General features: G+C 38.0%; 11 protein-coding genes. 8 read left to right on the forward strand and 3 right to left on the reverse strand.

The genetic code is table 11. From position 1 onward, the window contains the following. Positions 1 to 20: 20 nt before the first annotated feature. Together AB9K32_RS03910 and AB9K32_RS03915 are read right to left on the reverse strand one after the other, a co-directional pair. The gene (locus AB9K32_RS03910; protein ID WP_224837192.1) at positions 21 to 1,019 is read right to left on the reverse strand and encodes an SDR family oxidoreductase; all 999 of its coding nucleotides are present in this window, start codon (positions 1,017 to 1,019) and stop codon (positions 21 to 23) included. Positions 1,020 to 1,146: 127 nt separating this feature from the next. After that, positions 1,147 to 2,190, reverse strand: coding sequence for an NAD-dependent epimerase (locus AB9K32_RS03915; RefSeq protein WP_369884415.1), 1,044 nt, complete (start codon positions 2,188 to 2,190; stop codon positions 1,147 to 1,149). A gap of 374 nt (positions 2,191 to 2,564) precedes the next feature. Here AB9K32_RS03915 and AB9K32_RS03920 point away from each other — a divergent pair, with 374 nt between their 5' ends. From AB9K32_RS03920 to AB9K32_RS03950, 7 genes are all read left to right on the forward strand, one after another. After that, complete coding sequence (locus tag AB9K32_RS03920) at positions 2,565 to 4,040, forward strand: polysaccharide lyase family 1 protein (RefSeq protein WP_224837194.1); 1,476 nt, start codon at positions 2,565 to 2,567, stop codon at positions 4,038 to 4,040. Between the two features lie 151 nt (positions 4,041 to 4,191). Beyond that, a complete protein-coding gene (locus AB9K32_RS03925) occupies positions 4,192 to 5,595 on the forward strand; it encodes an MBOAT family protein (protein ID WP_369884416.1) in 1,404 nt (467 codons plus the stop codon). A gap of 6 nt (positions 5,596 to 5,601) precedes the next feature. Further along, positions 5,602 to 6,528 carry a hypothetical protein gene (locus AB9K32_RS03930; protein ID WP_338194693.1) on the forward strand — a complete coding sequence of 309 codons (927 nt, stop codon included), beginning with the start codon at positions 5,602 to 5,604 and terminating at the stop codon, positions 6,526 to 6,528. A gap of 327 nt (positions 6,529 to 6,855) precedes the next feature. After that, positions 6,856 to 7,989, forward strand: coding sequence for an aminotransferase class I/II-fold pyridoxal phosphate-dependent enzyme (locus AB9K32_RS03935; protein ID WP_338194695.1), 1,134 nt, complete (start codon positions 6,856 to 6,858; stop codon positions 7,987 to 7,989). After that, the gene (locus AB9K32_RS03940) at positions 7,986 to 9,932 is read left to right on the forward strand and encodes a nucleoside-diphosphate sugar epimerase/dehydratase (protein WP_224837198.1); all 1,947 of its coding nucleotides are present in this window, start codon (positions 7,986 to 7,988) and stop codon (positions 9,930 to 9,932) included. The genes AB9K32_RS03935 and AB9K32_RS03940 overlap by 4 nt, the downstream gene beginning before the upstream one ends. A 4-nt stretch (positions 9,933 to 9,936) precedes the next feature. Beyond that, positions 9,937 to 10,713, forward strand: a complete 777-nt coding sequence (locus AB9K32_RS03945) for a polysaccharide biosynthesis/export family protein (protein ID WP_224837199.1) — start codon at positions 9,937 to 9,939, stop codon at positions 10,711 to 10,713. Between the two features lie 49 nt (positions 10,714 to 10,762). Further along, complete coding sequence (locus AB9K32_RS03950) at positions 10,763 to 13,123, forward strand: GumC family protein (protein ID WP_369884417.1); 2,361 nt, start codon at positions 10,763 to 10,765, stop codon at positions 13,121 to 13,123. Here the strand turns inward: AB9K32_RS03950 and AB9K32_RS03955 are convergent, their stop codons facing one another. Further along, positions 13,124 to 13,867, reverse strand: coding sequence for a tyrosine-protein phosphatase (locus AB9K32_RS03955; protein WP_369884418.1), 744 nt, complete (start codon positions 13,865 to 13,867; stop codon positions 13,124 to 13,126). A gap of 271 nt (positions 13,868 to 14,138) precedes the next feature. On the opposite strand from AB9K32_RS03955, the gene AB9K32_RS03960 reads away from it, so the two are divergent. Then, positions 14,139 to 15,413: a sensor histidine kinase gene (locus AB9K32_RS03960; RefSeq protein WP_369884419.1), complete on the forward strand. Its 1,275-nt coding sequence runs from the start codon at positions 14,139 to 14,141 to the stop codon at positions 15,411 to 15,413.

The raw sequence follows: 15,413 nt of genomic DNA on the forward strand, positions 1-15,413 counted from the left end.
TCAGTATCAAAAACTCAAAGTTACTTCAAGTTTTCCCAGTACCAATGAACAGCTTCTTTTAATCCTTGTTCAATATTGTAATTAGGATCGTAATTTAAGAGTTCTTTAGCTTTATCTATCGACGCTAAGGAATGGGGTACATCTCCGGTTCTTTCAGGACCGTAGTTAATTTCTACGTTAGATATTTCCGAGTCGTAAACACTCAGGTTCTCTTTAAGTAGACCAACAAGTTGGTTAAGGGTTGTACGTTCTCCATAAGCTACATTATAAACGGTATTCACAGCATCGACATTGTTACTGACAATTGCCCTGATGTTCATTTCAATTACATTGTCTATATAGGTAAAATCCCGGGAAAAGCTACCGTCACCATTAATAGTCGGGGATTCGTGCTTCATTAATTGCATAACAAACTTAGGGATTACTGCTGCATAGGCACCATTGGGATCCTGCTTTCGGCCAAATACATTGAAATATCTAAGACCGATGGTCTCCATACCGTATGTTTTGGCAAAAACATCTGCATACAATTCGTTTACATATTTGGTTATTGCATATGGGGACAACGGTTTGCCAATAATGTCTTCTACTTTTGGCATGTTTTTCGAGTCACCGTAGGTTGAGCTACTGGCCGCATAAACAAAGCGTTTTATATTATTGTCCCGAGAAGCGATCAACATGTTGAGAAAACCGCCTACATTAACTTCGTTGCTGGTAAAAGGGTCTTTAATGGATCGGGGTACCGAACCCAAAGCTGCTTGGTGCAATACGTAATCCATGTTTTTGCATGCTTCGTTGCAATCTTCTGAATTTCTGATGTCACCTTCAATCAATTCAAAATTTGGATTGGACATAAGGTGTTGAATATTTTCTTTTTTACCTGTGGCAAAATTATCCAAACATCTTACTTTGTTGCCATTTTTAAGTATAGCTTCACAGAGATTTGATCCAATAAAACCAGCTCCTCCGGTTACTAAAATATTGAAATCCTTTTTTAGGTTTAGATTTTTAATTTCCATTAAAGTCTATTTCGATTTTTCACGTAAAATTCATTAAAACAAATGAAATGGGAGTTAGTTTTCTATCAACGTTGATAAAATACGATAAAACGTATTCCTTAGCGTAAAATTTTGATCAATGATCTTTTTAATAAGGATTCTCGTGGTTATATCCGTAAAAATTTTTGTACCAGGAAACAAAACTTGCAACTCCCTTTTTGATTGATGTATTTGGTCTATAGTTAAAATCATTCATTAAATCCTTCACATCTGCCCAGGTCTTGGGAACATCACCATCTTGCATGGGCAATAATTCCTTTTGTGCCGTTGTTCCCAACTCTTCTTCTATGGCTTTGATAAAATCTGTTAATTTTACGGACTGATTGTTTCCAATATTGTAGACTTTATATTTTTCTCCAAATTTCAATCGTTTTTCAAGGTCTCCTTCAATAATATGCACAATACCTGTCACGATATCGTCTATATAAGTAAAGTCACGTTCCATGTTCCCATGGTTGAACACCTTGATCGGCTTGCCTTTTAGTATTGCATCGGTAAAAAGGAACATTGCCATATCGGGTCTGCCCCAAGGCCCATATACAGTAAAAAAGCGTAGCCCTGTAGTAGGAATATCGTAAAGGTGGCTATATGTGTGGGCCATGAGTTCATTGCTTTTTTTGGTCGCGGCGTACAAACTCACAGGATGATCTACATTATCCGTTGTCTTAAATGGAATGGATTTGTTATTGCCATAAACACTCGAGCTGCTGGCATACAAAAGATGTTTTATTTTAAAGTTTCTGCAGCATTCCAAAATATTGAGAAAGCCAACAATATTACTATCTATATAGGCTTCTGGATTTTCAATGCTATACCGTACACCTGCTTGTGCAGCTAAATGGCAAACAATACCAATGTTATGTTTGCTGAACAACTTAGGAAGATTTTCACGGTCGGTTATATCCAATTTAACAAAGCTGAACTTAGGATATGTTGAACTTTGGCAAACTTCGTTGGGTTTTTCTAGAACATTGTCAAAAACCCCTAGTTCTTTTAATCGGGCGGTCTTAAGTTTTGTGTCGTAATAGTCGTTGATGTTATCCAAACCGATAACGGAATGCCCCAGTTCCAATAATGCCTTTGATGTGTGGAATCCAATAAAGCCGGCTGCCCCGGTGACCAATATTTGCATTTTAGAAGTTTTGGTTGCAAAGATAGTCCTCGTAATGGATTAACATAAAGTAATTTAATAATGCTTAAAGTCCACGATGATGAAAAATATGTGGCGGATGTTAAAGAAAAGTGCATTTCGTCGAAAAAACAGTTGTTTTTTGTTAAAAAAATCGACGAAGTGAACTATTTCTTAGATGAGATACGTAAAAGAATGAGTGTAAGTCCAAAGATTACATGAGAAAGATTGATTACATAAAACAATGACAATTAGACAAAAAAGTGTATTTCATCGAAAAAATAAGACATTTCGTCAAAAAAAGTTTTTCTGTATTTATTTTTAAGCCCCAAAGCAGCAATCCCATGACACAAAGAATTTTCACCCCATTACATTGTATGTTACTTGTATTAATTTTTGTAACCTTATTTTCCTGTTCAAAGGACACAGATCTTTTTTACCAATCCATAGAGGATGAGATAGTTGAGAATATAGAGGAAGAAACAGTTGAGGAAGATACCGATGAAGATTCGGAAGAAAACGGGGATGAGGATGACCCAATTAATGATGGTGAAGGTGGGGACACGGACAGCGACCTCCCAACGGACAATGTAGTGTCTTCTGATCTAAAGGCGTTCCCAACTGCAGAAGGATTTGGTAAGAATGTTACTGGTGGTCGTGGAGGAAAGGTCTATACAGTTACTAATTTAAATAAAAATGGGCCAGGGTCTTTTGTGGAAGCCTTGGAGGCATCTGGACCTCGAATAATTGTTTTTGCCGTGGGAGGTACAATAGAACTGGATTATGAAGATCAAGTTTATGTAAGAAATGGAGATTTGACCATTGCCGGACAAACAGCACCGGCCAACAGTGGAGGAATTACAATCAAAGGATCCATTAGGTTTAACTATACTGATAATATTATACTGCGAAATATTCGGTTTAGACTTGGAGATAATGGTTGGAAAGATGCATCAGGCAACATTGTTGGCTCAAAACCATCAGGGATAGCCTACGATGGATTGGAACTACTTAATGTTTCCAATATGATAATTGACCATTGCTCGGTTTCATGGAGTATAGACGAAAATTTCTCCGTGGTCGATTCTCAAAATATTACCGTTCAAAACTGTATAATTTCCGAGGCATTGGCTCAATCCGTACACTACGAGAGTAGTTCTCACTCTATGGGCGTCTTAATAAACAGGTCGGAAAATGTAACTTTTTACAACAACTACGTAGCACATAATTCCGAAAGAAATATCAGAGCGGCCAGATCTACTTTTGAAATGATCAACAATGTATTTTACGATTTTAAAGGTGCAGGCGGATTTAGTTCAGGACAAAATTGGACGGCAATAGGCAACCATTGGAAAAAAGGAGCCACAGATGTAACATCGGCTAACATAACAAGTTATGTGAACGATTCAGGGCAAGGTCATTCAGGAAGTATTTATTATGCCGATAATACAAATGATATAGGGATACCCTTCTTGTCCCCTAAATGGGAACCATATATTGTAGGAGCGCCACCGGTAGATTCAGGTATTAACGCAAAATCAGTGGATGCCGCAATCAGCTACGTGTTATCCAATGCAGGTGCCAGATATCCTTATTTTGACTCGGTCGACCAACGAGTCGTACAGAATTTTTACAGTTCCGCAGGAAAAATTGTTGACTCCCCAGAAATGTCCGGAGGTTATCCATACCTTAACAAAGGAACGGCAGAAGAGGATACCGATCAAGATGGTATGCCAGATGATTGGGAAATCGCCATGGGGCTTAATCCACAAGTTGCCGATGACAGTGGAGATTTGGACAATGATGGTTATACCAACATTGAAGAGTATATTAATTTGATTGACATGAACTAAGCAAAATCTTTTTAAATAACCTAATAGATCAGACCCGGCAATTAAGCCGGGTTTGTGCTTTTTATCCTTTTAAAAGGACAAACATCTAATAATGGATTATAAATTGCCCGAAGAGATTATTTTTGTTGGAAGCAAATTTCATTGACCTCAAATGTTATTCAATTCCTTAGCATTCTTATTGTTTTTCCCATTGGTCTTTATAATTTACTGGGCCATACCAACAAAAAAGGTAAAACTGCAAAACCTAGTTCTTTTGTTGGCGAGTTATGTATTCTATGGTTGGTGGGATTGGAGATTTTTATCATTGATTGCTTTTTCGACATTGGTAGACTTTTTTATCGGTTTGGCCATATCTAAACACGAAGGAAGAAAACGTCATTTCTTTTTAATGATTAGTGTTTTTACCAACCTAGGGCTACTGGGAGTATTTAAATATTTTAATTTTTTTATAGAATCTTTTTTGGCCATTGGGGAAAGTATAGGGTATACCCCCGGATTTACCACACTAAATATTATATTACCGGTAGGTATATCCTTTTATACATTCCAAACTATGTCGTACTCAATAGACATATACAGAAAGGAGATATCACCAACAAAGAATTTCATAGCATTTGCAAGTTTTGTGGCATTGTTCCCGCAACTTGTGGCCGGCCCGATCGAGAGGGCCTCAAATCTTGTCCCTCAGCTACTGAACCAAAGGTATTGGAGCCATAATAAATTTAAGGACGGATTTTTCCAAATACTTGTTGGTTTTTTTAGAAAGGTAGTTGTGGCGGATTCTATCGGGTCTCTGATAGATGGAATATACAATGCGCCCGATATTCATAATGCCACCAGTATTGTTATGGCGGTGGTCCTGTATTCGTTCCAAATCTATTTTGACTTTAGTGGATATTCAGATATTGCGATAGGTACGGCCAAGCTATTGGGGTTTGAGTTTAAACCAAACTTTAATTTGCCCTATTTTTCCTCTTCCATTACAGAGTTTTGGAGAAGATGGCATATTTCGTTGTCATCTTGGCTGCGGGACTACTTGTACATTCCACTGGGAGGGAACAGAAAGGGACTTGTAAAGCAATACAGAAATTTGTTCATTACCATGTTTTTAGGAGGTCTTTGGCATGGGAGTTCATGGAATTTTGTTGTATGGGGCTCCCTGCACGGAATATTGTTGGCGGTGGAAAAAAGATTTAATCTAATACCGAACAAGTATCGTTTTTTTAATAATATATTGGTGTTCGCCATAGTTACTTTTATCTGGATTTTTTTCAGGTCGTTGAGTTTTCACGATACCGAAATCATTATTTCAAAATTGTTCAGTTTTGACTATGGTAAACCGTTTATAGGGAATATAAGCATATTTGCTACCGTAGTCTACGGTCTATTGGTGGCCCTAATTTTTGATACATTTCTATTTGTTAAGAATATACGGTTGGAAAGTTATGGGTCTTCCCTTAAAGTATGGTGGTATGTGCCGATTACATGTTTTATAATCATAAACACTATTCTTTTTTATTCAGATGCCAATAACTTTATCTATTTCCAATTTTAATAAGAGATGAAAAAGAAATCTTTGATTCTGTTTTTAATGATAGTGTTGAGTCTACTATTGGTGGACAGGATGGTTTATGCTCTTTTGCATTCTATGGAGCAAAAAGTGTACACTGGGCAAAGTGTTGGCAAGGCAAACCTCTTTAATAAAGTCAAGGATTCTGTGGATTTGATGATTTTGGGAAGTTCTCGAGCTGCTCGCCATGTAGACCCAGAGCTATTTCCTGTGTCTGGTTTTAATATGGGAATGGACGGGACCCATCTTGGTTACGCCACAGCACTCATGGCTGTGTTGGATAAAGAAGGGCAGACTATACTTGTACACATAGATCACCATGAGGTTTTTGATGACCAGTATGATGCGGAAGACATGTTGGCATTGCTTAACGAAGCCACGGACGACAGTAAAATGGAAAAAGTTATCAATAAATATTTTCCAGAGGAGATCATATTGTCCAAAGTGTCAAAAAGTTATGTGTACAACGGGAAAGTTCTTGGTATGTTAAAAAATTACCTTGGCAGTACAGGAGCACCAAGGATTTCAAATGGTTTTGATCCTCTGGAACCAAGTGCAGGGCAAAGAAAAACGTTTCAAGATATCCTTAACAAGGAAGGACGGTATCAAGAGCTAAAAATGCCCCGGCCCTTAAAAGTGAACACATTTTTTGAAAGTCTGGTCGAAATAGCACAAAAATCCGCTCAGAACAAGCGTTCAGAGATAATATTTTTTACTTCTCCATCTTTAAATAAAGTAGACGATAGTACCCGTGCAAGAACAGCTAATTTTTTTAGTGCCAAGGGAATCAGGTATATTGACGATCTGGATTTTTTCAATGATTTTGATATAGACCATTGGAAGGATAGGAGCCACATGTCTAAATATGGGGCTGAACTATATTCTAAAAACTTAAGTACCCAATTGTTCTTGGATTAACACGACAGCAAAAAGTTTATCTTCATCTTCAAATAGGTGAATCATTTCGAAGAGAAGTCCTCGATGTGGTTGGCAGCAAGTATTAAAGAGACTGAATAAGAAAAAGCTATGGCAATTTCCATGTTGCTAACATTTTAGGTCTCAACCCAAAAACGTCATTCTATTTTTCAATACTATACTTGGTAATCTTCAATAAATACATTCAACCGATTTTTTACCACCTTTTGCCGAATAGTGCCTGCAAAAATGTAGCGAGGCTAATTTTCATATTACTTTTACTATTGAGAAGTAAAACGCTCACCTACTTACATCAACCCAAAACCACTAATGGAAACCACAGTCTTAAAAAAAATCTGGTTATCTCCACCTCATATGGGAGCCAATGAGCAAGCCTATGTGAAAGAAGCATTCGATACCAACTGGATCGCCCCCCTAGGTCCAAACGTTCAAGCTTTCGAAAGTGCAATAGAAGATTTTGTTGGAAATAACGTGCATGCCGCATGTTTAAGTTCTGGTACCGCAGCGATCCATCTTGGATTAGAGCTATTGGGTGTTGCTACCGGTGACGAGGTGCTTTGTCAAAGTTTTACCTTCGCCGCATCGGCTAACCCGATCAAATATTTGGGAGCATCACCTGTATTTATCGATAGCGAGCCCGATACCTGGAATTTAGACCCAGTTTTACTGGAAAAGGCAATTAAGGAAAGAATACAAACAGGTAAAAAACCCAAGGCCATAGTTGCCGTGCACCTTTATGGGATGCCATATAAGGTCGAAGCTGTTCATGCGGTCGCAAAACACTATGGCATCCCTGTTCTGGAGGATAGTGCAGAGGCCCTTGGCAGCTCGTTCAATGGTATCAATTGCGGTAGCTTTGGAGATATGGCCATATTGTCCTTTAACGGGAACAAAATAATTACAACATCGGGAGGGGGCGCTTTACTTGCCAAATCCAAAGAAACTAAAGAGAAAGCGGTTTTTTTGGCTACTCAAGCTAGGGACAGTGCACCTCACTACCAACATTCCCACATTGGTCATAATTACAGGATGAGCAATGTTCTTGCCGGAATTGGAAAAGGGCAAATGGAAGTGCTCAAAGATAGGGTGGGAGCAAGAAGAAGGAATTTTGAGTTTTACAAAAAACACTTGGGCGATTTAGAAATGATTTCTTTTCCAGAAGAGCCAAAAGGTTATTTTTCAAATAGATGGCTCACCTGCATATTGACACCTTCATTGGAGGTTAGAGAGAAGATAAGAAAAACTCTCGAAGTTGAAAATATAGAGTCAAGGCCCTTATGGAAGCCCATGCACTTGCAGCCTGTTTTTGAAAAGGAAACATCATACGTAAATGGAGTAAGCGAAAATCTGTTCGAAAAAGGTTTGTGCCTGCCCAGTGGCTCCAGTTTGGAGGAAGATGATTTACAACGTATTTGCACAATTATTAAAGGTGAATTAAGATGATTCGAGAGTACTTTTATAAAAACGGTAGACGTTACGCTTCTAAATGGACTGTCCTGGCAATAGATCTTTTTATTGTATCCGTCTCATTTATTTTGGCATATTTTATCCGATTCAATCTAAGCTTTAATTTTGATGTAAACCGACTTTGGGTCCAGTTGCCCGTGGTAGTTTTCTTGTTTTTGGTAGCCTTTTTGATCTCGGGGAGTTATAAAGGTGTAGTCCGGCACACCGGTATAAAGGATGTTTATGCGATTTTCAATGCGGTCTGTTTGGCAAGTATCGGCACCATCGGCGTAGTTATGGCCAATAGATATTTAGATCTGTTGGAGGACTTTACAATTCCCCTTTCCATAATCATTATCAACAGTTTGCTCACTTTTATAGCGCTGGCTGCTTCCCGATACGTGTTTAAAATAGCGTTTGAAGCGTTGATGAACAGAAATGAGGCTCCAACTAAAAATATGATTATTTATGGAGCTGGTGAGTCAGGGATCATTACTTACAATACGCTGACCAACCATTCAAAAATGCGGGCCAAAGTAATTGGCTTTGTAGACAATAATCTTCAAAAAGTAGGTAAGCAGATAAATGGTGTCAAAGTTTATGATAAATCCATTTTAACCAAGGAGTTTGTTAACTTTAACAACATCACCGAAGTTATTTTTTCCATTCAAAGTATCCATCCCAAGCAATTACGGGTATTGGTAAACGAGATTGTGGACCTGCCGGTAAAAGTAAAGATAGTACCTCCGGTAGAAGATTGGATCAATGGGGAATTAAAGGTCTCGCAAATTAAGAGGGTACAGATAGAAGATCTTTTGGATAGACCTCCTATCGAAATCAAGAACAGTAAGGTGATGAAGGATTTTGACGATAAAGTCATCATGGTCACCGGGGGCGCAGGTTCGATTGGTAGCGAATTGGTCAGGCAAATTTGTAAATACAACTACCGAGCTCTTATAGTGATAGACCAAGCTGAGTCAGCTCTTTACGATTTACAACAAGAATTAAAACAGTCAGGTTTTTTCAATTATGTACCGATTGTTGGCGACATTCGGGATAAAAACAAGATGCGCGTGCTTTTCGAGGAATATAGACCGGACCGAATTTTCCATGCAGCAGCCTATAAGCATGTTCCCCTTATGGAGCAGAATCCGTACGAAGCAGTAAAGATCAACGTAGCGGGAACCAAGACCATAGTGGATCTTGCCGTGGAATATATGGTTGAAAAATTTGTTTTTGTATCTACAGATAAGGCGGTAAACCCAACAAATATAATGGGCGCGACCAAGCGTATTGCCGAGATGTACATTAGTTGCAGGCAACAAGAAGGAAAAACTAAATTTATTACCACAAGATTTGGGAATGTTCTTGGTTCCAACGGTTCAGTGATTCCATTGTTTAGAAAGCAAATAGAAAAAGGAGGGCCACTGACCGTTACACATGAAGATATTACCCGTTATTTTATGACGATACCCGAAGCATCCCAATTGGTTTTGGAAGCAGGAGCAATGGGCAAGGGAGGCGAAATATTTATTTTTGATATGGGTGAGTCCGTTAAAATTATGGATTTGGCCAAAAACATGATCCGCCTTTCAGGGTTGCACTACCCCGATGATATAGACATTAAGATAACCGGATTAAGGCCAGGTGAAAAATTGTATGAAGAATTGTTGGCCAATGGAGAAAACACACTCCCAACGTATCATGATAAGATTATGATAAGCAAGGTCAGGGAAATCGAATATGGAAAAATAAGAACAATGATAGATGAATTATGCATCTCCAACCTCTTTTTCAAAGACAATGTTGTACAATTGATGAAGAGTATTGTTCCAGAGTATATTTCCAACAATTCCGATTTTTGTAAATTGGACAAAAAATATCCAAGACCTGAGTTGGAGAAAAATCAAAAACCGCGATATCCACAACTAAACAATTAAATAAATGTTCAAACCTGTGTTCCTAAACAATAAGTTGGCAGTACTTGCTGTATTTTCCTTACTTTTTATCGTATCCTGCACACCATCAAAAGATGTTGTCTATTTTCAAGACGCCAATCAGTTTGAAACCTTGGTCGACGAAAACAATTTCTCCACAAAATTCAAGGTAGATGATTTGGTAAGTATCCATATATCCACTTTGGATCCTGAAGCCAGTGCACCGTTCAATTTATTACGAGGGGCTGAAGAAGGAGGCTTACGCGCCGAACAGGTGAATTATTTGGTGGATAAGAATGGTGAAATTGATTTTCCGGTAATAGGAAAAATAAAGATTGAAGGATTGTCACCTAGCGAAACCCGAGATTTGTTAAGAGAGAAATTAAAAGATTATTTAAAGGACCCGATCATAAACATTAGGATACGCAATTTTACGGTTACCGTTCTTGGGGCGGTCAATAGGCCCGGAACATATCCCGTAAATGGCGAACAGATAACTATTATGGAGGCATTGGGAATGGCCGGCGATATAAATATAAAGGGACGAAGGGACAATGTTATGGTCATTAGGGACTTTGATGGCACAAAAGTTTACAATAGAATAAATCTAAACCAGAAAGATGCTTTAAAATCCCCGGTCTTTTATTTAACTCAGAATGATGTGGTTTATGTGGAACCTAACAAATCAGGAAAAACCCAATCCAGCTTAGATCAAAGGGCCAGTATAATCATATCCATTGTGTCAATGTTGGTAACCTCGACCGTTATTTTGATCAGAAACTAATTTGTTTGCCCTAATTCACACCAATTCATTAACCTATTTTCAGTTATAAATGAATACCAAGTTAGATATTAAAAGCATATTAGACTCATATTTAAAACATTGGAAATGGTTTGTATTGAGTGTAATAGTAGCATTTTTACTTGCATTTGCATACCTGCGCTATACAATACCCAAATACAATGCTTCGGCCAAAATTCAAATCATTGAAGACAAAGGGGCATCTTCCGAATTAAGTGTACTTCAAGATCTTGATGTTTTTTCTGGAGGAAAGACAAGGATTGAGGATGAGATTGAAATATTAAAATCTCGAAGCAATCTAACCCAAGTGGTTAAAAAGTTAAAGTTGAATGTTCGTTACTTCGTTATCGGAAATATAAGGGACAGCGAACTGTACGGTGTTGATTTTCCTTTTAACATAAACTTTATTTCCGCAGATTCCATTGTAAACAAATCTAGGCATCAATTTTTCATAGACTTAAATTCGGATACGTCTTTTGAATATTCCGAACAAGAGGATGCACCATTCAAGAAATATGATTTTGGATCAAAGATCCAAACAAATATTGGTGATATAATTCTAGTTCCCAATACCAAACTGATAAAATCTTACAAGAATAAAAGGCTAAAAGTAATAGTACAGCCCATACCTAAAGTTGCTGCAGGGTACAGGCAAAAAATCAATGTAAGTCCGGCGGCCGAGTTTTCTAACATTATTAATATATCACTGACCGACCCAATTCAAAAACGGGCAATAGACGTTATCGATGAATTGGTACTCACCAATAATGCAAATGCAGTAGCGGACAAAAAGGCCATTGCGGATAGGACCACCAAGTTTATCAACGATAGGATAACCGAAATTTATAGTAACCTTTCATCTGTAGACCAAACAGCGGAGAGTTTTAAAGAAAGTAGGGGAATAGCCGATTTAGGATCACAATCCAATGTGAATTTTACCCAAAGTGCTGCAAACGAAAAGCAATTGCAGGAAGCAAATATTCAACTGAATATTGCCAACTCTATGAAAGATCTGATCAACGACAAGGAAGGGTACGATTATATTCCGACCAATGTTGGTTTAAGCGACCCTGGAATTGCCAACGCTGCCCAGCGATATAATGAGTTGATTGCTCAGCGTAACAGGTTGCTGGAAAGTTCCAATGAGAAAAACCCTGTTATTGTTAAATTGGATCAACAGCTCGAAGGTCTCAAGAGAGGAATGCAGTCCAGTTTAAACAATGTGACCAATAACCTGGACCTTCAGGTTAACAGTTTGAGCAAACAATTGTCTCAAATTAATTCCAGGATATACGCCGCACCAAGTAACGAAAGAGCTTTGCGCGATATTTCCCGACAACAACAAACAACAGAGTCCTTATATTTATACCTGTTACAAAAAAGAGAAGAATCTCAGATAACCTTTGCATCTGCAGCTCCCAAGTCTAAAATCGTAGATTCCGCTTATGGGTCCAATCAACCGGTTTCTCCCAATAAAAAGATTATATACTTGTTGTCGATTATTATCGGCTTATTGATTCCTTTTTCTGTTATTTATGTGATTGATTTGTTGGACAACAAGTTGCACAATAAATTGGATTTGGAGAAAATCGCCGGAAATGTCCCTGTTTTGGTCGAAATTCCTAAACTTGGCCGAAAGGAATCAAAATTTGTAAAAAATGAAGACCGTTCGGTTTTGGCCGAAGCGTTAAGAATATTAAGAACCAATATCAACTATATCCAGAAGTCAAAAAAAGGCGATAAGAATGTGATTTTTGTAACCTCTAGTGTGCCTGGCGAGGGTAAAACTTTTGTTTCCTCTAATCTAGCCGCCATTTATGCGAGTACCGGAAAAAAAGTATTATTGATAGGCGGTGATATTAGAAACCCAAAACTGTATAATTTCTTTACTGAGGGAACCCCTACGGATGGAAAGACAAATCTTAAGCCCAAACGGATTGTAAAAACTGGACTTACGGAATATCTATACGACACTAGCGTATCTTTAAATGATATTATTGTGCCGACAGATGTTAATACTAATAAAGTAGATATCATTTTTTCAGGTAAGATACCTCCAAATCCAACGGAATTGTTGATGAGCGATAGGATAAATGATTTATTTAAAGAAGTATCCGATTTATATGATTATGTAATCGTGGACACCGCACCACTTATGGTTGTAACGGATACACTTTTGATCAGTGAACATGCCAGTCAAATACTATATGTTGTTAAGGCAGGTGCCACAGAATTAAAAGTTCTTGACTTTCCGTTAAAATTAAAAGAGGAGGGCAAGCTAAAGGGACTATCATTTGTGGTAAACAACGTTAAACAATCCAATCTAGGCTACGGTGGAAAGTATGGTTACGGCTACGGTAAAACCGTTAAAAAATGGTGGAAATTCTCGTAATCAGTAAAAAGTTTGGATTGTATTTTCGATAGCTGGCAATAGTCTATTCAACATTTTTTTGGACAGTCGGATTTCTTTGAGAAGATTCAATTGCCTCGCATTATGGACATCGGTTCCCACAAAGTCGATAAGGTCGTCTTTCAACAATTTCTCCGCAATTTTTTGTACATCGGAGCCATAGGACGCGGCACTTAACGAAAGTAGGTTGAGCTGGAATAAGATCCCGTTCGATTTCATGGACGGATATTTGCCATATTTACTATGGTAGTACATATAGCGTTCCGGGTGCGCCAAAATGGGAAAGTACTTGTGCTGGGCAATCTTGTTCACCGCAAGATCAAAATTGAAAGAAGGCTGTAGATAGGACATTTCGATCAACAAATATTCCTTGTTTAATGGCATTATCTGTTTCTCTTCCAAAATATTCTCAAAATTATCGTCGATCATATGTTCGGCCGCACAGTGCAAAGTAATATCCGACAAGCCGTTTTTCTCCATTCCGGCCAATAGCGCTTTATGGGCATTTTTTATTGTTTCCGGCGTGTTATCGTAATGGTTGTGCATAATATGGGGCGTACACCTAAAATAGGTAACTCCCATATCTGCGAAGCCATTGATCAATGCAATGGATTCATCCACAGTTTTGGCACCATCGTCCAAACCTGGAATTATATGATTGTGAATGTCCACTAGACCGTGTAAGTAATCGGCCAAATAAATTTTCTTCTCAAAAAAACTTATCATGCATAAAATTTGGACTGCAAAGATAATGGTTCTGTACCCTCAATCCATAAGACATTAATCAATAATAGGGATTAGACCGGTCCAAAATAGAAATCCGGCCCATAGGACCGGATGTATAGATTCGCTACATTAAATTTCTAAACTAAACTTAAAGGCAAGATAAGCAACATCCAAAGGCTTATCGATTAACAAAAGGTCAAAAAGGTTAACGAAAGATTAATCAGGTTAACCAACATGTAAATAGCTCCCGATTTTTTGTTTACTTCGCATTATGCTGACCAAAAGAAACCTTTATGTCCTAATTTTTGTAATTGCCGTTATAGGTCTTTTGGTGGTCCAATACCAGTATTTAAGAGTAGGTTTGGGATTGGCCAAAGCTCAGTTTTCCGATAAAATAGATAAAGCACGGGAGAACATAAATAGTGAATTGTCCACGGTAAATGCACTGACCTATACTTTGGGGAATGCCATACAAAAGGACACCTCCCAAGTACATATAAGTTTGGACAGTCTGGAAAAAGCCTCACAATACTATCTAAACGATTATATCGCATATCAATTAAAAGTATCGGGCATAGACGCCCCATTTACCTATACCCTTTATTCCAGGGATTCTATTACCTATTTAAGTTCTGCAAGGCCACATCTTTCTAAAAAGGAAAACTTGACGTATCCTATGAAGATCGAAGGCTATTTGCCCAAGCTCTTACAAAAGGAAGTAATCTTGGAAATCGGTTTTGAAGATTTAAACAACTATTTTCTGGGACAGATCAGGGGACTGATCCTGCCAGGACTGTTGTTTTTATTGATGATAATTTTCGTTGTTATTTGGGTGTTGCGGTCGTTTTACTTGCAACGAAGCATTATTACAACCACGAACGATTTTATAAATAACCTGACACACGAGCTCAAAACCCCTGTGTTTTCCATTGGCTTGGCCACAAAAATTTTAAAAGAGGATGTTCCAGATGAGAAAAAAGAGGTTGTGGACCTTATACGAACAGAATCGGATAGACTTAAAAAACATATCGATAAGGTTTTGGAACTCGCCAGTATGGAATCCGGAAATCCATTGATGCAGTTTCAGGAAGTGGATTTTAGGCCCGAATTGGAGCGGATTTGTCAGAGTTTTGCCTTACTTGCCAAGCACGAGCAGATTGATTTTGGCTACACATTGGAAAAGGGATCTTATTTAATAAAAGCAGAAAAGTTCCATTTGGAAAATGTAATCGGTAACCTCTTAGAGAATGCACGTAAATACTCCGATCACCCCATTATAAAACTAAACGCATACAAACAAAAGGGGAAATTACTGATCAATATTTCCGATAACGGAGTTGGAATTTCACAGGAGGACATCAATAAAATCTTTAGCAAATATTATAGGGTAAAAAACGGTAACGTGCACAAGGTAAAAGGATATGGCCTTGGGTTGTATTACGTTCAAAAAATTATAAAAATGCACAGGGGAAAGGTATCCGTACAAAGCGAATTGGGCAAAGGCACCAACTTTACCCTATCCCTTAAATTAATGAACAATGGATAG

The organism is Allomuricauda sp. XS_ASV26 (assembly GCF_041224615.1).
Classification (GTDB): Bacteria; Bacteroidota; Bacteroidia; order Flavobacteriales; family Flavobacteriaceae; genus Flagellimonas; species Flagellimonas alginolytica.